Here is a 25,867-nt window from a genome sequence, read left to right as displayed (position 1 = left end):
GATCGCACGAGCACCCACTGGACCCGGGCGGGGCCGAGGGTGCTCCTCTTGCTGGGGACTGGTGGCCGGAGGCCGGGGGCTTCTTCAATGCCTGAAGTGCCTGCGGCCGGTGAACACCATCGCCAGGCCGAGGTCGTCGCAGGCGTCGATGACCTCCTGGTCGCGCCTCGACCCGCCGGGTTGGACGACCGCGGTGATGCCGGCATCGGCAGCGAGACGGACGCAGTCGTCGAAGGGGAAGAAGCCGTCGGAGGCGAGCACACCGCCCCGCGCCTCGGCGCCGGCCTTCTGGAGTGCCAGGCGGCAGGCGTCGACGCGGCTCATCAGCCCGGCACCGGCGCCGCGCAGGGTGAGGTCGCGGGTCACGCAGATTGCATTCGATTTGAGGATCGCCACGGCCCGCATGGCGAACTCCAACTCCGCCCATTGGTCGTCGCCGATCCGAGCCCTGGTCACCGGCTTCCATGTCGACGGATCTGGGCCTGGATCGGCGTCCTGAATCAGTACCCCGCCTCCCACCGCATGGATGAGCCGGCTCGGGGTGGGATCTCCGGGCGGCACGTCGAGCAGCCGCAGGTTTTTGCGCGATGCCAGGGCATCCCGTGCCGCCGCGTCGAATCCCGGCGCGGCGATGCACTCCACGAACATCCCCGACCCGACGATCGCCTCGGCGGTGGCGGGTTCCAGTGGCTGGTTGAACCCGAGGACCCCCCCGAAGGCCGCCTCCGGGTCACCGGACAGCGCCTGGCGGAACGCCTCGGCCTGGGTCGCGGCTTCGGCGAGCCCGCAGGGATTGGTGTGCTTCACCACTGAGCATCGATGCGCCCCGTCGCCGAACACCGCCCGATATGCCGCGTCGAGATCGAGCAGGTTGTTGTAGGAGAGCTCCTTGCCCTGGAGAAGGGTCCCGGCGGCGACCCCGCGACCGGTTCCGTCGTTCTCGAGGCGCGCCTCCTGATGGGGATTCTCCCCGTAGCGCAACGGCTGCGGAGCCCGCCCCGACGCCCACGCCGAGATGGCGGCGTCGTATTCGGTGATGTGCTGCCATGCCTTGATGGCGAGGCGGCGCCGGACATCGATCGGGACCGTGCCGGTGGAGTCGATCGCCTCGGCGACGTCGTCGTAGTCGGCAGGATCGATCACGACGGTGACCCCGCCGTCGGCATTCTTCGCCGCAGCCCGCACCAGCGTCGGTCCACCGATGTCGATTTCCTCGATCACGGCGTCTCGCGGGGCGCCGGAGGCGAGGGCCTGTTCGAACGGATAGAGGCTGCAGACGACGAGATCGATGGGGAGGTGCCCGGAGGCGTCCAACTCGGCCATGTGCTCGGGCTTGCGGCGATCGGCGAGGATCCCGGCGTGGACCGCGGGGTGGAGAGTCTTGACCCGGCCGCCCAGCATCTCGCCGGCGCCGGTGACCTGCTCGATGCGGGTGACCCCCAGCCCGGCCTCCTCGAGTGCGGCGGCGGTGCCCCCTGAGGCCAGCAGCGTGACGTCGAGTCTGGCGAGACGCCCGGCGAAGTCGGCGATGCCGGTCTTGTCGGCCACGCTGAAGAGTGCCCGGCTCACCCGGGGCGCCGGATCCCACAGCCGGTCGATCAGCATCCGCACCGCCTGGGGGTAGATGCGATGCTCGACCTCCGTGAGGATCCGGTCGGCCAGGCCGTCCGGACCCTCGTCACCTCGTACCGCGATCGAGCCCTGCAGCAGGATCGGACCCGAGTCGACCCCCTCGTCGACCAGGTGGACCGTCGCTCCGGCGATCTCGACCCCCGCCTCCCATTGCCGGGCCTGGGCGTCGAGGCCGGGGAAGTCGGGAAGCAGCGAGGGATGGATGTTGAGGATGGTTCCTTCGAACCGCTCCAGGAACCATGGAGACAGGATCCGCATGTATCCGGCGAGCAGTAGGTGATCCACCCCGCCGGTGCCGATCGTCGCCAGGAGGGCCCGCTCGTGATCCTCGCGCGCTCCGTCCCGGGGCACCACCGCGGTGGCTACCCCGTGTCGCTCGGCCTTCTCGAGCACCGCGGCGTTGGGATTGTCACTGACGACCAGTACCAGTTCGGCGTCGTCCAGGTCGGTGGCGAACGCCTCCATGAGGCGTTCGGCGTTGGAGCCCCTGCCTGAGGCGAGGATGGCGAAGCGGGGCCTATCGGGAGGCGTAGCCAAGGTCGACCCCTCCGCCTTCGACCACCTCACCGACGTGCAGCCATCCCCGGGCCTGCGCAGCTCGATCGGGGTCGACGATCGCCACGAATCCGAGGCCCATGTTGAACGTGGTGGCCATCTCGCCCGGTTCGATGTCTCCCGCCGCCGCGATGAGGGCGAAAATCCGGGGCCGGGCATACGAGTCGGGATCGATGCGCATCCCGACGCCGTCGGGGAGCATGGCGGCCGTCCTTCCCAGAAGGCCGCCACCGGTGATGTGAGCGGCGGCCTTGAAACCCACGTCGTCGGCGAGCGCCAGCACCTGATCGACGTAGATGGCTGTCGGTATTCGGAGAGTGTCGCCGAGGGTGCCGTCCAGGCCGGGGAGGGGCGCCTCGAGGTCGAAGCTCCCGCGCTCCAAGAGCGCCTTGCGGGCGAGGGAAAAGCCGTTGGCGTGGAGCCCGGTGGATGGGAGGCCGAGTACCGCATCCCCGGGTCCGATGGTGGCCGGGTCGGGAAGACGCGCCGCGTCGATCAGGCCGGCAGCGAAGCCCGCCATCTCGATGTCATCACCCGAGTACACATCGGGCATCTCGGCGGTCTCGCCACCGAGCAGGGCGCAGTGCGCCTCCCGACAGGCGGCGGCCATTCCGCGCACGACCGCCTCGAGGCGTTCTGGCCTGAGCTTTCCGACGGCGAGGTAGTCGAGGAAGAGCAGCGGGCGCGCCCCCAGAGGGAGGAGGTCGTTGACGTTCATCGCGACGAGGTCACGGCCCAGGCCCTCATAGTGGGCCGACGAGGAGGCGAGGAGGACCTTGGTGCCCACGCCGTCGCAGGTGGCTGCGATCAGCGGGTCTTCCATGCCCGGGAAGTCGGGACGAATCAGCCCGGCGAAATGCGAGGGGTGGGTGATCACCGCGTCGCCGTGGGTGGAGCGGACGATCGGACCGATCATCTCCACGAACCGCCCGGCCGCAGGTACATCGACGCCGGCGGCCTCGTAGGAGAGCGGCCCGGTCACACCGGGTACTCCCCGGTCATGCACCCCATGCAGAAGTCGCTTCCGCCGGTGGCGCGCCGCAGCCCCTCGACCGAGAGGTAGCGCAGGTCGTCGACTCCGATCATCTCGGCGACCCGTTCCACCGACCCGGCCCGGTTGATCACGAGTTCGTCGCGGTCGGGGGTGTCGATCCCCAGGTAGCAGGGCCATGCGAAGGGCGGGCTGGCGACCCGCATCAGCACCTCGGTGGCGCCGGCTTCCCGGATCATCCGGACGATCTGGCGCGAGGTGTTGCCGCGGACGATCGAGTCGTCGACCAGTGCCACCCGCATTCCCCTGACCGCGTCGCGGATCACCGAGAGCTTCAGCTCGATCTGGGAGGTGCGGGAGTCCTGGTCGGGGAGGATGAAGGTGCGCCCGACGTAGTGGCTGCGCAGGATCGCTTTTTCGTAGAGGACACCGCTGCGCCGCGAGTAGCCGATCGCCGCAGGGACTCCGGAGTCGGGCACCGGGATCACGACGTCGGGCGGGGGCGTCCCCGCCGCCTCATCGGCGACGGCCAGTTCCATGCCCATCCGGATCCGGGCGCTGTTGACCGACTGGCCGAAGACGGTCGAGTTGGGACGGGAGAAGTAGACGAGCTCGAAGATGCATGGGCTCGGCGCGGCGGGCTCGAGGAGTTGCACGGTGGTGGCGCCTTCGGGGCCGATGGTGACGAGCTCGCCGGCGCCGATCTCCTTGACGTACTCGGCGTGGATGGCGTCGAGGGCGCAGGTCTCCGAGGCGATCACCCAGCCTCCCTTCATCTCGCCGAGGACGAGAGGGCGCAGCCCATTTGGATCCCGCAGCGCGTAGATGGTCCCGTCGCAGACCATGGCGAGCGAGTAGGCCCCGATTGCCCGCGTCGCCATGTACTGGAGGGCCGAGGCAAAGTCGGGGGCGTGGGAACGGGCGATGAGATGGACGAGAAGCTCGGTGTCGAGCGAGGTGGTGACCAGCGAACCCTCGGACTCCAGTTCCCCCCGCAGCTGGTCGGCGTTCTTGATGTTGCCGTTGTGGGCGAGGGCAAGGCGTCCGTACGGCGTGTTGGCGACGAAGGGCTGCACGTTCTGCTCGAGTCCGACGGTGGAGTAGCGGCAGTGACCTACCGCCCGGGTGCCCTCCATGTTCTCGATCTGGTGATAGGGGAGGCCCTCGGCGATGAGGCCCAGGCCCTTCTCGACGTGGAGCGCTCCGTCGTGCCCTGCCGAGACGATCCCGGCGGCCTCCTGACCGCGGTGCTGGAGTTCGAACAGCGCCCGGTGCACCAGAGGGGCCGCGCCGTCCACGCTGTAGACGGCGACCACCCCGCAGTTCTCGCGGAGCTTGTCGAGCGGGACAGCGATCACTCCTCTCCTCCGGAGTAGGCGGCGGTCAGCTCTCTCAACGAGAGGTCGATCACGCCGGAGATGACGAAGCTGGTGCCCGCCACGGTGCCGACGCGCTCGACTCGAACGCCGAACTCGTCACCGGCTTCGACGATCGAGTCCGCTTCCTCCCCGCAAGCGGTGGCCCAGGCCATCCCGGAACCCTCCCCGAAGAGCGCCCAGTCGCTCCAATCACCGCCGACCTCGACGCCGACCCGGCTGCGGATGGCGAGCTTGGCCAGGGCGACGGCGAGCCCCCCGGAGCCGGCGTCCTTGGCGGTCCGGATTCGGCCTGCGGCGCTCTGGGCGACCAGGAAGTCGGCGAGGCGTCGGTCGGCTTCGAGGTCCACGACGGGCGGCGGACCCTCCGATGCGGTCATGAGGTGCCCGTAGGTCGAGCGGCTGGGACCTCGCGGCGGCGTGCCCATCAGCAGGAGCACCTCGCCAGGGATCATCGCGGGGGAGGGGATGGTGGCGATGTCGTCGATCACCCCGACGACTCCGATGATCGGTGTCGGGGGGATCGGTCCCGACGGCGACTCGTTGTACAACGAGCAGTTGCCTCCGGTGACGGGGATGCCGAGGGTGCGCAGGCCGTCGCCGAGACCGCGGATCGTCTCGACGAGACGCGTGAATTCAGAAGGGTTGGAAGGCGACCCGGCATTGATCCCATCGGACACCGCTACGGCCGTGGCGCCGACGCAGGCCAGGTTGCGTACCGCCTCGCCGAGCAGCGACTGGGTGCCGAGGTAGGGGTCGGCGTTGCAGCGGGTTCCGTCGCCGACCAGGCTGATGGCATACCCGGCGACGGAGTCGGGCAGCTTCTGCACCGCCGCCTCACCCTGGCCCGGGCCGCGCACCGTCCGGTTGCCCACCGTCTGGTCGTATTGCTCGTAGAGCCAGGCTACGTCGGTGATGCCCGGCGTGCCGAGCAGGTCGAGGAGGACCGCCCCGAGGTCGCCAGGGGCGGCGAAGCCGGGATATGCGATGGGTGTGGGGAGCAATCCTCTCTCCCACACCTGGGAAGGGGTGCCGTCGGCCACGAGTGCGGCCGGCAGGTCGACGACGGTCTCTCCGCCGTGGTGCACCCGCAGGTGACCCGAGTCGGTGACCGACCCGCAGACGGCGGCGTGGACCCCGTGAGCGCGGAAGTGGGCGAGGGCGACGTCCACCTGGTCCCGCTCGACGACGAGCATGAAGCGCTCCTGCGACTCGGAGAGCAGGATCTCGAACGGCTCCATCCCCGCCTCTCGCTGGGGCACCGCGGCGAGATCGACATCGAACCCGCTGCCACCGGCTGCCGCCATCTCGGAGGTGGCGCAGGCGATTCCACAAGCCCCGAGGTCCTGGCAGGCGACCAGACCGTCCTCGAACGACAGCATCGCCTCCATCAGCTTCTTGCCCATGAAGGGATCGCCCACCTGGACGTGCGACCGACGGGCGGCGTGCTCGTGATCCTCGCCGAGTGCTTCGGAGGCGAAGGCGGCGCCGAGGATGCCGTCGCGGCCGGTGGTGGCGCCGACGATGAGGAGGGCGTTGCCGGGTCCCGTCGCCGCGGCGGTGCGCATTCGGTCGTGACGGACGAGCCCGGCGGCTAGGGCGTTGACCAGTGGGTTGCCCTCGTAGCGCTGGTCGTAGACGGTGACGCCCCCGACATTGGGCACCCCGTAGGAGTTGCCGTACCCGCCGATGCCGGCCACCACCCCATCCTGAAGCCAGCGGGTCCGGGGTGTTGCCGGGTCGCCGAAGCAGAGGGCGTCCATCACCGCCACCGGCCGAGCGCCCTGGGCGACGACGTCGCGCAGAATCCCTCCGACGCCGGTGGCGGCCCCCTGATAAGGCTCGACGGCGCTGGGATGGTTGTGGCTCTCGATCTTGAAGGCGAGGGCCCATCCTTCGCCCACGTCAACCGCACCGGCGTGGGCGCCGGGACCGGCGAGAACCCGGTCGCTGGTGGTGGGTAGGGCACTCAGCAGCTCCCTGGTGGACTTGTACGAGCAGTGCTCGCTCCACATGCCGGCGAACACCGCCAGCTCCACCCGATTCGGCTCGCGGCCCAGCTCGGCCACGATGTGATCGAACTCGGCCCCGGTGAGGCCCATCGCAATGCCGAGCTCGCGGATGGTCGTCTCCGTCGACAGGGTCATGGCGATCCTCCCATGATGCTCGGAGTGACCCTCAGATCGTTCGGGTCGTGGATCGTCGAGGGTGGACCGTCGAGGGGCTTCGAGTGGCCGTCGACCCAAGACCGTGCCCCCGAGAAGAGCATCGAACCATCCTCGCTCCCCAGGTCGGGATCCGAGGCGCGCTCGGGATGCGGCATGATCCCCAGCACCCTCCCGGTCTCGTCCAGCAGCGCCGCCACGTCTCCGACCGAGCCGTTGGGGTTCTCCTCATACAGCAGCGGAGCCTGAGATCTCACCGCATCGAATCCCCCGGGATGGAAGTACGAGCCCTCGCCGTGGGCGATGGGGAGGCGGAGCGTTGCTCCCTGCGCCAGGTCCCGGAACCAGGGGCTGTCGGTCTCGAGGGCGTAGCGCACCCTCACCCAGCGGTGCCGAAACCCGGCCGGGTCGTTGTACGAGAGGGCACCGGGGAGCAGTCCCGCCTCGACGAGGATCTGGAACCCGTTGCAGACCCCGATGACCAGGCCGCCGGCGTCGACCAGCCCGGCGAGGCTGCGGACCGCGGGCTCCTGGCTGGCGAGCATCCCCGCCCGCCAATAGTCACCGAACGAGAATCCGCCGGGGAGGCCGGCGAGTGCGATGTCGTCGGGGAGCGGCCGGTGGGACGAATGCAGGAAAGGGTCGAACCCGGCTGTGCCGAGTGCCTCGAGGAGATCCCGGTCCCCATTGGAACCGGGGAAGACGATGACGGCGGCCCTCGGGTCGCTCACACCACCTCCCCGACCGACACGGAGTAGGTCTCGAGGCTGGGGTTGACGAGGAGCTGGTCGCAGAGGTCGGCGGTGATCCGCTCGGCCTCCTCTGCGGTGTCGCACTCGATCGTGAGGGAGAGGAGCCGTCCGACGGCAGCGACGCTCACGCCGACATGGCCGAGTCGGGTGAGGCTCTCCTGAACGGCCTCCGCCTGCGGGTCCTTGACTCCCGGGCGGGGGCGGACCGCCAGCTCAACTCTGAACATCGGCACCGTCGGCGAGGGCCCGATCGAGGTGGGCGAGGAGCTTTCGGTAGCCGGCGAGGAGGTCGCCTTCGTCGAAACGGAAGAGGTCCTTGTCGAGGATCTCGCCGGTGGCGAGGTCCCGGAACCTGCAGGTGTCGGGGGAGACCTCGTCGGCGAGGACCAGTTCGCCGTCGGCGGTCCGCCCGAACTCGAACTTCAAGTCCACCAGGTCGATCCCCGACTTGAAGAAGAGGTCTCGGAGGGCATCGGCGGCGCCTCGCGCCGTAGAGCGGATCCACTCGACCTCGTCCGGCGTCGCTAGGCCGAGCAGCCGAACGTGGTCGTCGTTGATGAGCGGGTCGCCGAGGTCGTCGCGCTTGTAGTACATCTCGATGATCGGGGGATCGCACACCGCGAGGTGGTCGAGCCCGGTGCGCTTGCCGAGGCTCCCGGCGACCTTGTACCGGACTACGGCCTCGATCAGGATGATGTCGACCCACCTGGCGGCGAGGGTGCGTTCGTCGACCCGGCCCAGGTGGTGGGTGGGGATGCCGCGGCCGGCCAGGTACTCGAAGAGGCGTTCGGTGATCTGGCTGTTGAGGGTGCCCTTGCCCTCAAACTCCTCGTGCCGGGCGCCGTTGAAGGCGGTGGCGTCGTCCTTGTAGTAGATGTGCGCGATCCCGTCAGGCTGCGACACGACCCGCTTCGCCTTACCCTCGTAGGTTGCCCGCTTCAAGCTTGGCTTCCCGCCCCTCGACTATGGGCGATAGTAACGGGACCCCGCTGCAGGGGCGTCGCGAAAGCCGGACCCGACATCCCTCACCGACGGCGCTGCGTCGCCTTGCGGTTTCTCGGCTGGTAGCGCTGGTTCTTGCGACTCTGGGGGCGTCGCTGCTGCTGCGGCTTGGCGGCCGGAAGCTCGCGGCTTATCCCATCGACCCTCTCGCCCCCGCTGGCCAGAGCGTGGACCGATGGCTCGTCGACCCGAGCGCTGAGGCCCACGCTGCGCTGGATGGTCCCCACCTGACGGCGCTGATCGGGGCTGACCATCGAGACGATCACCCCGTCGGCGCCGGCGCGGGCCGTACGGCCCGAGCGGTGCAGGTACGTCTTTGCGTCCGGGGTGGGATCGAAGTGGATCACCGCGGCGACCCCGTCCACGTGGATGCCTCGTGCCGCCACGTCGGTGGCGATCAGAGCCTGGGTTCGGCCGGCGGCGAAGCCATCGAGGGCACGCTGCCGTTGGCGTTGGCTGCGACCGCCATGGATGGCCTCGGCGTGGATGCCCTCGCGGGTCAGCTGCTTGGCGAGCCTGTCGGCTCCGTGGCGGGTTCGACAGAAGACGATGCTGGATCCGGTGGCCGCGATCGCGGCAGCGGTGTGGGAGACGCGGTCCTCGTGGCGCACCCCCCAGAACACGTGTCGCCCGTCGGTTCGGGCACCCTCGGGCGTCTCCACGTCGTGGCGGACGGGTGAGGTCTGATAGTCCCGGGTGAGGGTGGCGACGGCGCCGTCTAGCGTCGCCGAGAACAGCCAGGTCTGGCGCTTGGAGGCGGTCATGTCGAGCAGCCGTCGCACCTCGGGAAGGAATCCCATGTCCGCCATGCGGTCGGCCTCGTCGACGACGACCAGGTCGACGTCGGACAGGTCCACGGAGTGCTGCCTGATCAGGTCGGCGAGTCGCCCGGGGCAGGCCACGACGATGTCGACGCCCCGGTTCAGCACGCGGCGCTGCGGCTCGTAGGAGACCCCGCCGTAGACGGTCGCCACGGAGCGCCCCATGGCCGAGGCGAGCGGTGCGATCTCGTCCTTGATCTGCTCGGCGAGCTCTCGCGTCGGTGAGAGCACCAGGGCACGGGGCCGCTTGGGAGCGGCCCGGTCGACCAGGGTGATCAGGGGGAGGGCGAAGGCGAGTGTCTTGCCCGAACCGGTGACGGCGCGGCCGCACACGTCACGGCCGGCGAGGCCGTCGGGAATGGACGCGGTCTGGATGGGAAACGGCGTCGTGATGCCTTTGGTGGCGAGGGACGCCACTAGTTCATCGGGCACGCCAAGGTCGGCGAAGGTGGTCATGGGTACTCCTGTCGTGTTGGTCGCTCGAGCGATCGCCACGAACAGGGACGAGAAATCGAGGGACCGGGCGAGGCCTCCCGGATGAGAGCCGCGGCCGGGTGCGCGTGTGCACGCCTCGTTGCCGACTGCGGTAGCGGCCATGATACCAGGCCGAGAGGGCTATCCGGCGCGTGTCGCCCTCCGACGGCGACGCCACCGGACCACGACCCAGGTGATGGCGATCCCGAGTCCGAAGAGCGCCACGCCGCCGGCCCAGAAGGCACGGAGACGGCCCGCGTCCCGAGCACCGGCGAACAGCTCCAGCACCACCTCGGCCTCGCGGATGGCGGTCGGGGGATCCTCGGCGGCGAAGGCAGCCCTGGCCGCATCCAGGTATCCCGCGGCGTCGCTGCCGAACAGGCCGAGACGGACCAGTGGGTCGCGCGGTGCGTCGAACGCCTCCTGCGCGGCTGCCAGGACGAGCGCCGCCTCGAGGTGTCGATCGGCGATCAGGGCAGCGGCGTCGAGGTCGGCAAGGGTGGCGGCCGACTCATAGCTGGTCACCAGGGAGCGGGGGAGGTCGAGTCCGGTCCCGCTCAGGGTGGCGACGATGTCGCCGGCGATGGCGAGGATGTCGGTCGCGGCTGCGATCGCCTTGCGGGCCTCGGTGAAGTCCCAGGCGTCGAGCAGGCGGCGCACGGCCCACGGCGGCGCCATGTGCCCGGAGCGGAGGGGTTCATAAGCGGCGCGCGTTCGGTCTCGCTCGTCGAGAAGCGGCCGCTCCTCGACGGTGACGACGTAGTCGCGGAAGAGGTCCCGGATGTTCGTCGCGCCGGCGTGCTCCTCGAGGAGGTCCAGGAAGCGCCTCCAGTCGACCCGCGGCTCGTCGGCGGCCTCGGGTTCGCGGTCGGGTACCTGGTAGGCAGTCACCCTTTCGCTGGTGGCGTCGATGACCCGCTGGAGGCCTTCGATGCCGACATCGGCGGCGATGCCGGCGACGACCCAGAACGAGGCGTTGTATCCGAAGAGCTCGCGGTTGCGGGTGAACTGGTCCTCGCTCGGAGCCAGCTCGGGGAACAGCCATTCGTTGAGAGCCACCCTCGAGGGATCGCCGAGCACCGGTTGTGTCGGTGAGCCGTGATCGGCATCGGCTTCCAGGTCGAGCACTTCGGTGGCATGGGCGGCGAACACTTCGGCCATGCCCTCATTGATCCACCGGCTCGAGAAGAGCCGCTGGTTGAACCACAGATGGGTCAGCTCGTGGAGGATCACATGAGCGTCGACCACCTCTCCCATCTCGATTCGGTCCTGGTCGGCGATGTACCACCCGGCGAACCCGAGCAGCGACGGATCGCGGGCCTGGTAGATGTCCACCCCCTCCACCGGCGCGTAGTCGAGGCCGACGAGGTCGCGGAGAAAGGGAAGGCCGGTCTCGGCCAGGTCCCGGACTTGGGTGGCCCACTCGGCGTCGCCCGGCCACGACAGGACGCGTACGGCGAGGCCGTCGACGGCGGCGACGCTCACGTCGAGGGCGTCGTCGTTGCGCGCCGATACGAAGACGAACCAGCTGGTCGGATCTTCGATCGCACGAGCCGAGAAAACGGTGTAGCCACCGAGTGAGACCGGTGTCACGTCGGCCCCGAAGGTCTGCACCTCGTAACCGTCGGCGACCCTGACCTCCACGGATGAGCGGCCCGGGTCGCCCCAGGCGCGGGCATCGAAGGCGGCATAGGCCGGGTTGACCCGGACCCGGCCCTCCGACCGGGGTGGCGATCCGGGCAGCTCGAAGGCGACGGTGAGCGTATGAGTCTCCCCGTACTCGAGCCGGGCGGGGAGGTTGACGACCGCGGAGAGCGACGACTGGCCCTCCTCGTCCTCGGTGACCGCCGGCAGTACGGAGAGGACGGTGTCACCCGAAGAGGCCGAGATCTCGACCGCTTCGGGCGGCATGCCCACCCGGAGCGTCTCGAAGAAGAAGCTGGTGACGGCGTCGTCCTCGACCACGTCCTCCTGGAGGTTGGTGAGGGTGAAGTCGATCGTGACGCGCACCGCGGTGTCGCCGGCATCGAGCACCCAGAGGGTCGATGCCTCGACCCGGAGTCCGCCACCCGCCGCAGCCGGAGGAGCCGGGAAGGCGACGGCCGCCAGCGTGACGGCGACGAGGGCGACGGGCAGGAGGAGCCGACGGCGGGTCTCCCTGGTCACGATCGTCCTCCGTCGCCGACACCAGGCGCCAGTATCCCCGACTTCGCGCCTCTGCCGTCAGTCAGGCTTCGTCGATCCCAGCCAGCCGCGCCGCCAGGCGCTTCTTCTCCTCGAGGTCGGTGGTGCGCTCGATGACGATTCGCTGCGCTTGCGGCGAACCCGCTCCGTGGAGGGACTCGGTGAGGTACCCGACCGCGTTGCGACCCATCGTCATGTTTTCGATGAGCCGCAGGATCCGCACCCGGTCCATGGTGGGCACCCCTGGGCGGCCGCGGAAGTACTTGTCCAGGAGTGGGCCGATGTCGGGATGATCGAAGTCGCGTTCGGAGGGAAGGGTCACCACGGCACCTCCGGCCAGGTCCTGCGCCAGACGGCCCAGCTCATACGGATACCGGGTCACGTCGAGCTTGCACGAGTTCGCCAGCAGGGGATCCGGTTCCCAGTTCCCCGCCGGGCGACGGTGGGACTCGTGGCTCGCCGCCATGCCCAACCCGAAGATGGTCTCGTTGAGGTGTGACATCTCGACGATCTTGTCTCGGATGTGGGACGCCTTGGGGACGCCGTTGTAGTCGGCGATGAGCGCCGCCGCGCCGATGAGGACGTCGCCGACGCCGGACTTGCAGACGTAGGAGCGACGGTGGTAGGCGGTGAACCGGTCGACCAGCTCGGCGGCGAACTCGACCTCGCCGTCGAGAAACACCAATTCGTTCGGGATGAAGACGTCGTCGAACATGACGAGCGACTCCTGGCCGGCGAAGCGGGCATTGCCCACGTCGATGTTGCCCTCCATGCTCCGCGTGTCCCCCGACTGTCGTCCATACACGTAGGTGATGCCAGGTGCGTCCACCGGGATCGCGCCGACGATGGCGTAGTCGCGGTCCGTCTCGGTGAGCCTGGTCGTCGGCATCACGATCATCCAGTGGGAGTTCACCGCACCGGTCTGATGCGCCTTGGCGCCGCGGATGACCACTCCGTCGGGTCGGCGTTCGACGATCCTCACGTACGCGTCCGGATCGGCCTGACCCGATGGCCCGACACTGCGATCGCCCTTGACGTCGGTCATGGCTCCACCGATGACCACGTTGAGGCGCTGCATCTCGGTGAGCCAGATGACGAACCGCTGGTGATAGTCGGTGCCCCGATCGGCATCGACGTCGTAGGTGAGGGAGAACAGGGAGTTGAGGGCATCCATGCCGACGCATCGCTGAAAGCACGTCCCGGTGGCGCGTCCGAGCTGGCGCTGCATGCGGTTCTGGTCGACCACGTCGTCGGCGGAGGCGGTGATGTGGAGGAACCGGTTGACCCGCTCGCCGGTCAGCGGCGACTCGGCGGTCGCCAGGTCGGGGTTCTCGACCGCGAGATCGTAGGTGGCGGCGAGGGCGTTGATCGACGGTCTGATGATCGGGTGGTCGATCGGCTCGTCCACCTGCTCGCCGAAGAGCCAGACGGCGAGTTTGCGGCCCCGGAGGCTGGCCAGATAGTCCTCACTGGTGCGGATCGGGTCGCCGGGGATCCAGGTGGTGGTCACGGCCGGAGGGTACGCCAACATCGTGCCGGCTGCCAAGGGGACGGCGGTGCTTGCGGGTGTAGGCTCTGCGGCGAACCGACCCGGAGGATGCCGTGGCCGACACCATTCCCGCTCGCCTCATCGGGCAGGCGCGCCGCCGACCCGGAAGCCCTGCGCTGCTCACCAGGACCGACGGTGAGTATCGGCCGATGTCGTGGGCCGATTACGCCGACGAGGTGCGTCGCGCCGGCAAGGCGCTGATCGCCCAGGGGTTCGAGTCCGGACAGCACGTGTGCATCCTCGGCTTCAACCGGGCGGAGTGGGTAATCCTCGACGTGGCCTGCATGTCGGTCGGGGGAGCGCCGGCGGGCATCTACACCACGTCGTCGGCAGAGGAGGTCGAGTACATCCTCGGCCATTGCAATGCCCCGCTCGTCCTCGTCGAGAACAAGGTGCAGCTGGAGAAGGTGCTCGCGGTCCGTTCCAGCCTCCCCGGCCTACGGTGGATCGTGACCATGCGGGGCGCCGAGGAGTCGTCAGACCCGATGGTGGTGTCGTGGGATGCGTTCCTCGAGATGGGCGATGCGGTGGACGACGCAGAATTCGATGGACGGATCGATGCGCTTCAGCCGGACGCCCTGGCCACCCTGATCTACACCTCCGGGACCACGGGATCTCCGAAGGGCGTCATGCTGACGCACCGAAACCTGACGTGGACCGCGGATGCCGCCCGGGAGGTGCTTTCGACACTGAGCCCCGACGAGCGTGTCATCTCCTATCTGCCGCTCAGCCACATCGCCGAGCAGATGTTCAGCGTCCACATCCCGATCTCGATCGGGTTCTCCGTGTCGTTCGCCGAGTCGATCGAGGCTCTGGCGGACAACATCAAGGAGGTGCGCCCGACCGTGTTCTTCGCCGTCCCCAGGGTGTGGGAGAAGTTCCATGCCGGGGTGAGCGCCGCGCTGGCCGAGTCGCACGGCCCCAAGGCGAAGATCGGTGCCTGGGCTCGTCGCGTCGGCGCCGAGGTCGCCGCCCGGCGGAATCGCGGGGAGGCTCCTGGCCCGGGCCTGGCCCTCCAGTACAAGATCGCCGATCGCCTGGTGTTCCACAAGGTCAAGAAGGCTCTGGGATTCGATGCCTGCCAGGCGGCGGTGAGCGGGGCCGCCCCCATCGACAAGGAGATCCTCGAGTTCTTCTCCACCTTCGACCTGACCATCCTCGAGGTGTACGGGCAGTCCGAGGGGACGGGTCCGACGACCTTCAATCGTCCCGGACAGACGAAGTTCGGCAGCGTCGGGATCCCCTATCCGGGATGCGAGGTACGGGTCGCCGACGACGGCGAGGTGCTGCTTCGCGGCGGGAACGTGTTCTCCGGCTACTACCGCGACCCGGACGCCACCGCCGAGACCTTGCGCGACGGCTGGCTGTACTCCGGCGACCTCGGATCCTTCGACGACGACGGCTACCTGTACATCACTGGACGCAAGAAGGACATCATCATCACCGCCGGCGGCAAGAACATCGCACCCCGAACCTTCGAGGAGGGGCTGAAGCAGAGCCTGCTGGTCTCCGAGGCGGTCCTCATCGGCGACCGACGCCGGTACCTGACCGCCCTGGTGACGCTGAATCTGGAGGCGGCCGCGGCCTTCGCCGAGGAGCAAGGGGTCACCGGGCCGCTCCACCGATCCGAGGAGATCCGCGCCGAGATCCAGCGGACCGTTGACGAGACCAACCATCGGCTCGCCCGGGTCGAGCAGGTGAAGAAGTTCACCATCCTGCCCAGGGAGCTCTCCATCGAGGGCGGCGAGCTCACCGGCACGCTCAAGGTGAAGCGCCCGATCGTCGCCGAGCACTTCTCGGCAGAGATCGACGCCATGTACGCCGAGTAGTTCTCTCGACTCGACCGGTTGCTGCGGGCCTTCTCGCTATCGGTGACGCCTGACCGCGCGCCGGCTGCTCAGATCCCCGGCTTGTAGACCATCGCCCACACGATCACCAGCAGGATGAGCGTGTCGAGCATCGACACCTGCCCGATCCGTCGGGAGCGGGCGGCGGCGGCAGGATCGTCCGCCAGCAACTCCGCGGTCAGGGCCTTGCCCTGCGGTCCGAAGAACCCGATGCCGATGGCGACCGAGAGGGCGACACCTCCCAGGGCCAGGACGATCCAGGTTTGGTTGAAGGAGTAGGCGGGGTCCTCGACGACGAGCCAGATGCCGGCTCCGAGGACGAGGAACGCAGCCGGCCCGAAGATGCGGCCGCCCACGAACCCCATGGTCTCGTTGAAGGCCAGCTGGCGGTCACGGGCTGCATTCGCCAGGCGCGCCCCTAGGGCCACGAAGATGATGCGCCCGCCGACCCACACCATCCCGGCGAGAATGTGGACGAGCCTGAGCACGTCGAGTTTGGCCATCGGTCCACTCCGTTTGCGATCGGTTCGGCGGCGATCTTAGGAGGGTTCAAGCTCCCGAAGCTCTGAACCAGCGGCGATACCACGGGGCCGGTGGCTCGGCGGCCGGCGGGGCCGACACGGTCGGCTCGGTCGCAGCCGTTCGATACGGCACGTACTCGGGGGTCCACATGGCGGCACGGACCGCTGCGGGCAGGTCGGTGGGCCGGGACCGGGCCACCCCGTCGCCAACCGCGGCGGTGGCGACGGCGATCGCCACTTTCTCGGACACGCCGCGTAGCCCGGTGATCGACGGGTACAGCGAGCCACCGTCGAGATCCTCCGGTGTCACCGTGTCGGCGAGCGCGTCGCCGGCGGCGAGGAACATCCCGGGCGTGATGGCGCTCGCCCGGGCGACCATGGCCCCGAGTCCGAGCCCGGGGAAGATGAAGACGTTGTTCGCCTGACCGATCCGGTGGCGGACGCCGCCGTGGTCGACGTCCGGGAACGGACTGCCGGTGGCCACCAGCGCCCGCCCGTCCGACCAGGCGATGATGTCGGACGGCTTGGCCTCGGCGGAGCGTGTCGGGTTGGACAGCGGCATGACGATCGGTCGGTCGTGGGTCGCGGCCATCGAGGCCACCATCACCCTGGTGAAGGTGCCCGGCGTCCCGGTGGCGCCGATGAGGATCGACGGCTGGTGATGGGTGACGACCGACTCGAGCCCGACGATGTCGCTGGTCACACCCCACGAGGCCACCGTGGCCCGGTCGGCAGCGAACTCGGCCCGCTCGCCTTCGACCCCGTCGCGGCCTTCCACGACCAGGCCACGGCTGTCGCAGAGGACGATCCGCCGCCGCGCCGTCTTCTCATCCACGCCGTCTCGGACCATCGCCGCGGTGAGAAGCCGGGCGATGCCCACCCCCGCCGACCCGGCACCGGCGATGGCGACCCGCTGCTCGCCGAGGGAGCGTCGCGTGTGGCGCATCGCCGCCTGGAGACCGCCCACCACCATGGTCGCGGTGCCCTGGATGTCGTCGTTGAACGACGGGATCACATCGACATAGGTGTCCAGGAGCCGGAACGAGGTGCGGTTGCTGAAGTCCTCCCACTGGAGGATCGCCTCGGGGAACACGGCCTTGAGGGCGTAAACGGTTTCGTCGATGAGGGTCCAGTAGTCGTCGCCGCGCAGGCGTGGCGCCCGGTAGCCGAGATACAGCGGGTCGTCGAGGAGTTCCTGGTTGTCCGTCCCCACGTCGAGCGACATGGGCAGGCACACGGAGGGGTGGATGCCGGCACCGGCGGTGTAGAGGGCCAATTTGCCGATGGGGATCCCCATACCGCCCGCCCCTTGATCACCGATGCCGAGGATCCGCTCGTTGTCGGTGACGACGACGATGGCTGCCTCGATGTCCGCGTTGCGCAGCAGGTCGGCGATGCGCCCGCGATCGTCCGGCGTCACGTAGACGCCGCGGGGACGCCGGAAGTTCTTGCTCCAGTTCTTGCAGGCGTCGGCGACGGTGGGTGTGTACACGAGCGGCACGGTGTCGGTCAGGTTCTCGGTGAGCACCCGGTAGAAGAGTGTCTCGTTGCGGTCCTGGAGCCCGGCGAGGTAGATGTGCTTTTGGAGGTCGCTCTCCTTGTCCGCCAACTGCTCCAGGGCCTGGGCGACCTGCTCGTCGAGCGTGGATACGTGGTGGGGGAGCAGCCCTTCGAGTGCCAGGGCGAGCCGCTCCTCGGCGGTGAAAGCGGTGCCCTTGTTCAGTAGTGGCTCTTCGACGAGCGTCCTGCCGCGCCGTTCCACCGGGAGGTAGCGCTCGCCGGTAGCCGGGTCGGTGATCGGCTGGTACTGCATCCCGGACAACGCTAGGGGGTTCGAGGCAGGGGCAAGCCGTCGGGCACCCGCCGGAACCAGGCTGCTGCCTGGCGACTGGGACTCAGTCTTTGATGACGCTCGAGGCGATGCCGCTGACCAGGGAGATGACCACGGCCCCGAAGAAGGTCGCCCAGAAGCTGCTCGAGGTGAGACCGAGGTCGAGGCGCTCAGGTGCGGCTAGCCAGATCACGAAGCCGAAGATGATCGTGTTGATCACGAGCAGGAACAGACCGAGCGTCGCCAGGATCAGCGGGATGCTGAGCAGCTTCATGATCGGCTTCACCGAGGCGTTGATGACCCCGAGGATCAAGGCCACGAGGAGCAGCTGCCAGAAGGAACCGGCCATCTCGAGACCGGAGACGATCCCGACGGCGACCCACAGGGCGAAGGCATTGATGACGAGGCGTATGAGGAATGACATGGCGCGCCACAATACACGGACCCTCGGTCTGGGGCCATGGCCGAGGGATCGCGCCTAGCCTCGGCGCATGGTCCAGCGGCTCACCGAAGCATTCGGGCTGACGACGGGGCAGGCGCAACTGGTGATCACCGCTGCCGCCATCGTCCTGCTCTTCTTGATCCGAGCGGTGGTGGTGGCGATCGTCCACCGCCGCATCGACGACGCCGCCGTGTGGTACCGCACCCGCAAGGCGCTGTCGTACACGATCACCGCCATCGGGCTCATCGTGGTGGCGAGCATCTGGTTCGACGGCAGCGGCTTCGTCACCTACATCGGGTTCCTCACCGCGGCGCTGGCCATTGCCCTCGGAGACGTGGTCAAGAATCTGGCTGGATGGCTGTACATAGTCCTTCGGCGTCCCTTTCGGCTTGGCGATCGCATAGAGCTCGACGGCCACACGGGGGACGTCATCGACATCCGGGTGTTCAGCTTCACCCTGCTCGAGGTAGGCGGGCGAGTGCGCCAGGTCACCGGGAGCATGCTGCACATGCCCAACGGGAAGGTCTTCACCGAGCCACTCACCAACTTCAGCGAAGGGTTTTCGTACATCTGGCACGAGATCCCGGTCCTCGTGACCTTCGAGTCCAACTGGGAGGCCGCCGAGCCGCTCGTCCTCGAAGCGGTCAAGGAGGCGTCGGCGGCGATCTCCCCGGACCAGGTGGCTCAGCAGCTGCGCCAGACGGCCACGGAGTACCGGTTTCACATCACCGATCTGGCGCCGTCGACGATCGTCACCGTCGAGGACTCGGGCATCTTGATCACCGGCCGGCTGCTGGTCGCGGCGCGCGGCGGTCGGCGCGCCGCCGAGCAAGAGGTGTGGCGGTACCTGCTCAAGGCGTTCGCCGGTCGCGACGACATCGATCTCGCCTACCCGACGGTCCGGACCTACTTCGACGGCCCCCTCGACCTGAAGCGGTCCGGCGACGCCTAGCGCCCCGGCCACTATCGCCCTGCGCCCGGAGGTGCTGTCTCTCTACTATTCGGGGAGGAGGTGTCGATGGCCCGACCTACGCGATATGCAACCCGGATCTGTCTCGCCGTCACCGTGCTGGCAGCCCTCGGAATCCTGATCGGGATCCTCACCGGGGAGGTGATCTATCCCGTTGCGCTGCTGGTCCCGGCCGTCGTCTACGAGGTCTACCGGACCGAGGGCGCATCGACCACGTGGGCATCGTGGCTCCTTGCGGTGCTCACTGTCGCACTGATCGTCGTCACCGTCTTCCGGATCTCCTATGACCTGAGCGAACTCTTCGGCACGGACCGGTTCGACATCGTCGGGGAGCAGGTGCCGTTGGGAGACGTGAGTGTCGTATTCCCTGTGGCGATGGCCGCACTCGGCGTGGTGCTTTTTACCCGGACCCGCGGCATCTATACCCGTTGGCTCGCCGCGGTGATCTTCGGGACCTCAGCGGCCGTGGTGTGGATGACCGCACCCGGGTTGCTTGGCGATCTGCTGCGCCGGGTTGGCCTGACCTAGACGCTGTCGTCGAGGAGTTCGAAGACGGGCCGCATCCTTTCTGCCTCGACCGCACCAGGTGCCACCGCGTCGACCAGTCCGCCACCGGTAGCCTGGCTCCGGCCGCGGGACGAGGAGGTGTGGCGTGTTGGAAGTCCAGAACTTCGTGGACGGACGCTCGGTGCCGGCTGCCGACGGGGCGGTGGCGGATCTCATCGACCCGAGTACCGGCGAGGTGTTCGCCACCGCCCCGGTGTCGGGTGAAGCCGATGTCAGGGCGGCGTGTGATGCGGCCGCGCGTGCCTTCGACGAGTGGCGCTGGACCACGCCGTCCGAGAGGTCACTGGCGATGCTGCGGGTGGCCGAGGTGATCGAGGCCAATGCCGCCGAGCTGGCCCGCCTCGAGAGCGACAACACGGGCAAGCCGTACCAGCTCACTCTCGACGAAGAACTCCCCCCGGCGGTCGACCAGATCCGCTTCTTTGCGTCGGCGGCCCGAATCCTCCATGGACTCTCGGCCGGCGAATACATGCGGGGCCACACCTCGATGATCCGCCGCGAGCCGATAGGTGTGTGCGCCCAGGTGACGCCCTGGAACTACCCGCTGATGATGGCTGTGTGGAAGTTTGCTCCCGCCATCGCCGCCGGCAACACCGTGGTCCTCAAGCCGTCCGACACCACGCCGGTGACGACGGTCCGAATGGCGCAGCTCATGGCCGAAGTGCTCCCGCCGGGTGTGTTCAACGTCGTCTGCGGCGACCGCGACACCGGACGCGCGCTGGTCGCCGATCCGACCCCGGCCATGGTGTCGATAACGGGCAGCATCCGGGCGGGTTCGGAGATCGCTCAGGCCGCCGGGAAGGAAGTCAAGCGGGTGCACCTCGAACTCGGGGGGAAAGCCCCCGTGGTCGTGTTCGCCGACGCCGACATCGAAGCTGCTGCGGCGGGCATCGCCGGCGCCGGCTACTTCAACGCCGGTCAGGACTGCACCGCCGCCAGCCGCGTGCTGGTGGCCTCGTCGATCGAGGCAGACCTGGCGGCGGCACTCGCCGAGCAGGCCCGGGCGACCACGACTGGTCCGCCCAGCGTGGAAGCCGACTTCGGTCCGCTGAACAACGCCGACCAGTTCGCCCGGGTCTCCGGGTTCCTCGAGCGTGCCCCGGGTCATGCCGAGGTCCTCGCCGGAGGCGGCAGGGTGGGAGACGCCGGGTTCTTCCTCGAGCCCACCGTCGTGCGTGGGCTCCGGCAGGACGATGAGATGAGCCAGGACGAGATCTTCGGGCCGGTCATCACCCTGCAGTCGTTCGACGACGAGGACAAGGCGATCGAGTGGGCCAACGGCGTGCGGTACGGCCTGGCGTCGAGTGTGTGGACCCGGGACCACGGCCGGGCGATGCGGATGGCGCAGCTCCTCGACTTCGGCTGTGTGTGGATCAACGCCCACATCCCGCTCGTCGCTGAGATGCCCCACGGAGGGTTCAAGAAGTCGGGATACGGCAAGGACCTGTCGGTGTACGGCTTCGAGGACTACACCCGCATCAAGCACGTGATGAGCAACATCGAGGGCTGAGGGCCAGCGACCGCCGCGGCCCGCGGCGGTCGGCGCGCCGCCGAGCAGAGGTGTGAAGGGCGGTGCTGAAGTCCTTCGCCCAGCGACCCGACATCGATCTCGCCTACCCCACGGTGCGCACCTACTTCGAAGGGCCGGTGGAGGTCCGCGGCGAGTCGTGATGCCACTCTTGGAGGCTCCGCACATCGCTCGCCGCCGCGCCCTGCTGGAGGCTACGGACGACCTCGAGTGCGCCGCGCACCGTGGTGATGCACGGGATGGCGCACGCCTGGGCGGCGGCGCGGATGAGGCGACCGTCGCCGCGGGCCCGCCTCCCCATGGGCGTGTTGACGACCAGGTCGACCTTGCCCTCGTGGATGAGGCGCACCGGGTCCCACGGGCCCTCTCCGACCTTGTCCACTCGGGTGGCGGCCACTCCGTGATCGGCGAGGTGGGCGGCGGTGCCCGTCGTGGCGAGGATCCGTGAACCCATCGCGGCGAAACCTCGTGCCACTTCGAGCCCGGCCTCCTTGTCGCGGTCGGTGAGCGAGAAGAACACCGTGCCCGCCTCAGGCAGGTCGATGCCGGCCCCGAGCATGGCCTTGGCATATGCGGCCCCGAGCGTCGCCGCGATCCCCATGACCTCCCCGGTGGCCCGCATCTCCGGGCCGAGCACGGCGTCCTGCTCGGGGAACCGTGCCCAGGGGAGCACCGCCACCTTCACGGCGACGAATCCGTCGGGGTCGTCGGTCGGAAACGCCACTCCCGCGGCGCGCAGCTGCTCGATCGACTCGCCCATCATGACCCGGGTGCCCAGCTTGGCCAGGGGAACGCCGGTTGCCTTGGAGACGAAGGGGATGGTGCGCGACGCTCTCGGGTTGGCCTCCAGGACGACGACTTCGTCGCCTCGGACGGCGAACTGGATGTTGAGCAGCCCCCGGACGCCGAGCGCCTGGGCCAGGGACTCGGTGTGGCGCAGGATGAGCTTGCGCGCCTCGGTAGAGAGGGTCGGCGCCGGGATGACGCACGCCGAGTCGCCGGAGTGGATGCCCGCCTCCTCGACGTGCTCCATGATCCCGCCGACCACCAGCTCGGAGCCGTCGAAGAGGGCGTCGACGTCGACCTCGGTGGCGCCCTCGAGGAAGCGGTCGATGGCCACCGGGTCCCCGACGGCATCCACCTCGGACGGCATCGCCCCGTAGAGCCCGCGCAGGTACTCGGTGAGCTCGTCGAGCGAGTACACCACGCGCATCCCCCGGCCGCCGAGCACGTACGAGGGGCGCACCAGTACGGGGAAGCCGATCCGGTCGGCGACCTCCGCCGCCTCGAGCACCGAGGTGGCGGTGCCGTGGGCGGGCAGCGGCACCCCGGCCTCGCGGCACAACTCGGAGAAGCGGCGTCGGTCCTCGGCGAGGTCGATGGCCTCGGCTGGGGTCCCGGCGATGGGCACTCCGGCGTCGGCGAGTTCCCGGGCCAGCCGCAGGGGAGTCTGCCCGCCCAGCTGGACGATCACCTTGTCCGGACGCTCCTTGTCGAGCACCGCCAGGACCCGCTCGAGGGTGAGCGGCTCGAAGTAGAGGCGGTCCGACGTGTCGTAGTCGGTGGACACCGTCTCCGGGTTGCAGTTGATCATCACCGGCCGGTACCCGGCCTCGCGCAAGGCGAACGAGGCGTGGACGCAGCAGTAGTCGAACTCGATGCCCTGGCCGATCCGGTTGGGCCCGGACCCGAGGACGACCACGGTGCCCGGCCGGGGCGGCGGCGCCTCGTCCTCGTCCTCGTAGGTGGAGTAGAAGTAGGGGGTGACCGCCTCGAACTCGGCGGCACAGGTGTCGACGGTCTTGAACGTGGGGGAGACGCCCCACTCGGCGCGCCGCCGTCGCACCTCCTCCTCGGTGGATCCCCACAGCGAGGCGAGCCGGAGGTCGGAGAGCCCGAGGCGCTTGGCGGCGCGCGCCCCCTCTGGAGAGGGCCCGTCGCTCTCGAGCCGTCCCTCGGCCTCGGCGACCTGGGCCATCTGGTCGAGGAACCAGGGGTCGATGCCGGTGACGCCGGCCAACGCGTCGACGCTGGCTCCTCGTCGCAGCGCTTCGGCGACGCGGGTGAGCCGGACCGGGCTGGGGCGGGCGCACCCAGCGACCAGCTCCTCCAGGGGCATCGGAACGGCGGGGCCGGGGTCGTGCCCGCCCTCCCCGGTCTCCAGGCTGGCCAGGGCCTTGTGCAGGGCCTCTGGGAAGGTGCGCCCGATGGCCATCACCTCGCCGACGCTGCGCATCGACGTCCCCAGGGTGTCGTCGGCGGAGGGGAACTTGGCGAAGTCGAAGCGGGGGGCCTTGACCACCACGTAGTCGAGGACCGGCTCGAACGACGCCGGGGTCTTGCCGGTGATGTCGTTGGCGATCTCGTCGAGGGTGAAGCCCACGGCGAGGAGGGCGGCGATCTTAGCGATGGGGAACCCGGTCGCCTTGGAGGCCAGGGCCGAGGAGCGCGACACCCGCGGGTTCATCTCGATGACCAGGCGCCTTCCCGTGGCCGGGTCGACGGCGAACTGGACGTTGGAGCCCCCGGTCTCGACGCCGACCGCCTCCAGGCAGCGGATCGCCTCGTTGCGCATCTCCTGGTACTCGCGATCGGACAGCGTCTGCACCGGCGCCACCGTGATCGAGTCGCCGGTGTGCACCCCCATCGGATCCAGGTTCTCGATGGAGCACACCACCACGGCGTTGCCCACCCGGTCGCGCATCACCTCGAGCTCGAACTCCTTCCAGCCGAGGACCGACTCCTCGACGAGAACCTCGCCCACCGGCGACGCCGCCAGGCCGCGGGCCACGGCCTCCTCCAGGTCGGTCGGGTCGGCCACGATCCCGGTGCCCCCGCCGCCGAGCGTGTACGAAGGGCGCAGCATCACCGGGAAGCCGATCTCGTCGGCGATGGCCCGCGCCTCGTTCACCGAGCGGGCCACATCCGCCCGGGGACAGGCGAGTCCGGTGGAGGTCATGAGCTCGCGGAACCGCCCGCGGTCCTCGGCGGCCTCGATGGCGTCGAACGAGGCGCCGATGACGGCGACCCCGGAGGCGGCGAGGGCGCCGGAGCGGTGCAGCGCGGCGGTTACGTTGAGCGCCGTCTGGCCGCCGAGCGTGGGCAGCAGGGCGTCGGGCCGCTCCCGCGCGATGACGGCCTCCACGACCTGCGGGGTGATCGGCTCCAGGTAGGTGGCGTCGGCGAACTCGGGGTCGGTCATGATCGTCGCCGGGTTGGAGTTGACCAGCACCACCCGGTAGCCGGCGGCGCGCAGCGCCTTCATCGCCTGGGTGCCCGAGTAGTCGAACTCGCTGGCCTGCCCGATGACGATCGGCCCGGAGCCGATCACCAGGATGGTGTGGAGGTCGTCGCGTCTAGGCATTGGCGGCCATGAGGTCGAGGAAGCGGTCGAAAAGCCCCCGGGCGTCGTGGGGGCCGGGCGCCGCCTCCGGGTGGTACTGCACCGAGAACGCCGGGAGGTCGAGGCACCTCATCCCCTCCAGGGTCCCGTCGTTGAGGTTCTGGTGGGTGGCGGCGACCTCACCGAAGTCGGTGGTCACCGTGGTCGGGAGCGACTCGGGTCCGGGGAGTCCGGTGACCGTCGGCGGGGTCCGACCGGTGAGTGACCACAGGTCGACGGCGAACCCGTGGTTCTGCGAGGTGATCTCGATGCCGCCGTCGTAGAGGCGTCGCACCGGGTGGTTCGCCCCGTGGTGGCCGAATGGCAGCTTGTAGGTGGCGGCGCCGAGGGCCAGCCCGAGGACCTGATGCCCCAGGCAGATGCCGAAGACCGGCACCGTGCCCAGCAGGACCCGCACCGTGGCGATGGGGCCGGCGAGCGGCTCTGGGTCGCCGGGGCCGTTGGACAGGAACACCCCGTCGGGTCGGAGCGCCAGCACCTCGTCGGCTCCGGTGCCGGCTGGCACGACGTGGACGTCGCAGCCTCGGGCGGCCAGTTGGCGGACGATCTCCCGCTTCATCCCGAAGTCGAAGGCGACGACCGTCGCCCGCCGCTCGCCCGAGGCCGCCACCCGGTACGGCTCGGGCGTGGTCACCTCGGACACCAGGTCACGGCCCGCCATGTGCGGTGCCGCCTCGGCGACGGCGCGCAGCTCGGCGGCGTCGGCATCGGTCCCCATCGCCGCCGGCATCGCCCCGCGGTCGCGGACGTGGCGGGTGAGGCGGCGGGTGTCGACCTCGGCGAGGGTGATCACGCCGTTGGCGGTGAGGTAGTCGTGGAGGGAGCCGGTGGCACTCGGACCGGTGGTCATGCGCGACAGCGAGCGCACCACCAGCCCGGCGCAGTGGGGCCGGTCGGCCTGATCGTCGGCGCCGTTTACCCCGTAGTTGCCGATGTGGGAGGAGGTCATGACGACGATCTGGCCCGAGTAGGAGGGGTCGGTGATCACCTCCTGGTATCCGGTCATCGCCGTGTTGAAGACGGCCTCGCCGGAGGTGATCCCCTCGGCGCCCACGGAGACGCCACGGAACTCGGCGCCGTCGGCGGTGACCAGGAGGCCCGGCTTCACGGGCGACCGTCCTGCGGGTGTGAGGAGAGTCCCGGAAAGGGTGGGGGACCCGCCGCTGCGGGCGGGTGGATGACCTGTCGGGTGCCGGTGGCCCCGTGGTCGATCGCCATCCCTCCCCGTTCTGCTGCCTCCCGGTCCGGGCCGGGAGC

At 69.3% G+C, this 25,867-nt stretch carries 19 protein-coding genes; 4 read left to right on the top strand and 15 right to left on the bottom strand.

Going from position 1 to position 25,867, the window contains the following annotated elements; genetic code table 11:
• Window positions 1-84 precede the first annotated feature (84 nt).
• The 10 genes from purH to WEA29_03545 all read right to left on the bottom strand — a co-directional run bounded on the left by purH (window position 85) and on the right by WEA29_03545 (window position 13,462).
• Window positions 85-2,169, bottom strand: a complete 2,085-nt coding sequence (purH, locus tag WEA29_03590) for a bifunctional phosphoribosylaminoimidazolecarboxamide formyltransferase/IMP cyclohydrolase (protein ID MEX2322836.1) — start codon at window positions 2,167-2,169, stop codon at window positions 85-87.
• Window positions 2,150-3,169: a phosphoribosylformylglycinamidine cyclo-ligase gene (gene purM / locus WEA29_03585; GenBank protein ID MEX2322835.1), complete on the bottom strand. Its 1,020-nt coding sequence runs from the start codon at window positions 3,167-3,169 to the stop codon at window positions 2,150-2,152. The genes purH and purM overlap by 20 nt, the downstream gene beginning before the upstream one ends.
• Window positions 3,166-4,536, bottom strand: a complete 1,371-nt coding sequence (gene purF, locus WEA29_03580) for an amidophosphoribosyltransferase (GenBank protein MEX2322834.1) — start codon at window positions 4,534-4,536, stop codon at window positions 3,166-3,168. The genes purM and purF overlap by 4 nt, the downstream gene beginning before the upstream one ends.
• A complete protein-coding gene (purL, locus tag WEA29_03575) occupies window positions 4,533-6,701 on the bottom strand; it encodes a phosphoribosylformylglycinamidine synthase subunit PurL (protein ID MEX2322833.1) in 2,169 nt (722 codons plus the stop codon). Before purL ends, purF begins: the two co-directional genes overlap by 4 nt.
• Window positions 6,698-7,450: a phosphoribosylformylglycinamidine synthase I gene (gene purQ, locus WEA29_03570; GenBank protein MEX2322832.1), complete on the bottom strand. Its 753-nt coding sequence runs from the start codon at window positions 7,448-7,450 to the stop codon at window positions 6,698-6,700. The genes purL and purQ overlap by 4 nt, the downstream gene beginning before the upstream one ends.
• Window positions 7,447-7,698, bottom strand: coding sequence for a phosphoribosylformylglycinamidine synthase subunit PurS (gene purS, locus WEA29_03565; protein MEX2322831.1), 252 nt, complete (start codon window positions 7,696-7,698; stop codon window positions 7,447-7,449). Before purS ends, purQ begins: the two co-directional genes overlap by 4 nt.
• Entirely contained in the window at window positions 7,685-8,413 is a 729-nt protein-coding gene (locus tag WEA29_03560; protein ID MEX2322830.1) for a phosphoribosylaminoimidazolesuccinocarboxamide synthase, read from the bottom strand. Before WEA29_03560 ends, purS begins: the two co-directional genes overlap by 14 nt.
• A gap of 83 nt (window positions 8,414-8,496) precedes the next feature.
• On the bottom strand, window positions 8,497-9,750 hold the full coding sequence (locus WEA29_03555) for a DEAD/DEAH box helicase (protein MEX2322829.1): 1,254 nt from the start codon (window positions 9,748-9,750) through the stop codon (window positions 8,497-8,499).
• 159 nt (window positions 9,751-9,909) lie between these two features.
• On the bottom strand, window positions 9,910-11,934 hold the full coding sequence (locus WEA29_03550) for a hypothetical protein (protein ID MEX2322828.1): 2,025 nt from the start codon (window positions 11,932-11,934) through the stop codon (window positions 9,910-9,912).
• Window positions 11,935-11,995: 61 nt separating this feature from the next.
• Complete coding sequence (locus tag WEA29_03545; GenBank protein MEX2322827.1) at window positions 11,996-13,462, bottom strand: 4-hydroxyphenylacetate 3-hydroxylase N-terminal domain-containing protein; 1,467 nt, start codon at window positions 13,460-13,462, stop codon at window positions 11,996-11,998.
• Window positions 13,463-13,554: 92 nt separating this feature from the next.
• On the opposite strand from WEA29_03545, the gene WEA29_03540 reads away from it, so the two are divergent.
• Window positions 13,555-15,330: a long-chain fatty acid--CoA ligase gene (locus tag WEA29_03540; protein MEX2322826.1), complete on the top strand. Its 1,776-nt coding sequence runs from the start codon at window positions 13,555-13,557 to the stop codon at window positions 15,328-15,330.
• Between the two features lie 68 nt (window positions 15,331-15,398).
• Here the strand turns inward: WEA29_03540 and WEA29_03535 are convergent, their stop codons facing one another.
• The 3 genes from WEA29_03535 to WEA29_03525 form a co-directional block, all read right to left on the bottom strand.
• The gene (locus WEA29_03535; protein ID MEX2322825.1) at window positions 15,399-15,851 is read right to left on the bottom strand and encodes a hypothetical protein; all 453 of its coding nucleotides are present in this window, start codon (window positions 15,849-15,851) and stop codon (window positions 15,399-15,401) included.
• Between the two features lie 46 nt (window positions 15,852-15,897).
• A complete protein-coding gene (locus WEA29_03530; protein ID MEX2322824.1) occupies window positions 15,898-17,682 on the bottom strand; it encodes an NAD-dependent malic enzyme in 1,785 nt (594 codons plus the stop codon).
• 82 nt (window positions 17,683-17,764) lie between these two features.
• Complete coding sequence (locus tag WEA29_03525; protein MEX2322823.1) at window positions 17,765-18,124, bottom strand: phage holin family protein; 360 nt, start codon at window positions 18,122-18,124, stop codon at window positions 17,765-17,767.
• Between the two features lie 67 nt (window positions 18,125-18,191).
• Between WEA29_03525 and WEA29_03520 the strand changes: the two genes are divergently transcribed.
• The 3 genes from WEA29_03520 (at window position 18,192) to WEA29_03510 (ending at window position 21,189) form a co-directional block, all read left to right on the top strand.
• On the top strand, window positions 18,192-19,094 hold the full coding sequence (locus WEA29_03520) for a mechanosensitive ion channel domain-containing protein (GenBank protein ID MEX2322822.1): 903 nt from the start codon (window positions 18,192-18,194) through the stop codon (window positions 19,092-19,094).
• Window positions 19,095-19,160: 66 nt separating this feature from the next.
• A complete protein-coding gene (locus WEA29_03515; protein MEX2322821.1) occupies window positions 19,161-19,640 on the top strand; it encodes a hypothetical protein in 480 nt (159 codons plus the stop codon).
• A 127-nt stretch (window positions 19,641-19,767) separates the two neighbouring features.
• On the top strand, window positions 19,768-21,189 hold the full coding sequence (locus WEA29_03510; protein ID MEX2322820.1) for an aminobutyraldehyde dehydrogenase: 1,422 nt from the start codon (window positions 19,768-19,770) through the stop codon (window positions 21,187-21,189).
• Window positions 21,190-21,310: 121 nt separating this feature from the next.
• Here WEA29_03510 and carB read toward each other — a convergent pair whose 3' ends face one another.
• Window positions 21,311-24,571: a carbamoyl-phosphate synthase large subunit gene (gene carB / locus WEA29_03505; GenBank protein ID MEX2322819.1), complete on the bottom strand. Its 3,261-nt coding sequence runs from the start codon at window positions 24,569-24,571 to the stop codon at window positions 21,311-21,313.
• Entirely contained in the window at window positions 24,564-25,718 is a 1,155-nt protein-coding gene (carA, locus tag WEA29_03500; GenBank protein ID MEX2322818.1) for a glutamine-hydrolyzing carbamoyl-phosphate synthase small subunit, read from the bottom strand. The genes carB and carA overlap by 8 nt, the downstream gene beginning before the upstream one ends.
• Window positions 25,719-25,867: the final 149 nt, after the last annotated feature.

This window comes from Acidimicrobiia bacterium (assembly GCA_040902765.1).
Classification (GTDB): domain Bacteria; phylum Actinomycetota; class Acidimicrobiia; order Spongiisociales; family UBA11373; genus DATKBG01.
Note: the sequence above shows the minus strand (reverse complement) of the source record. Positions and strands in the feature narration are given on the sequence as shown.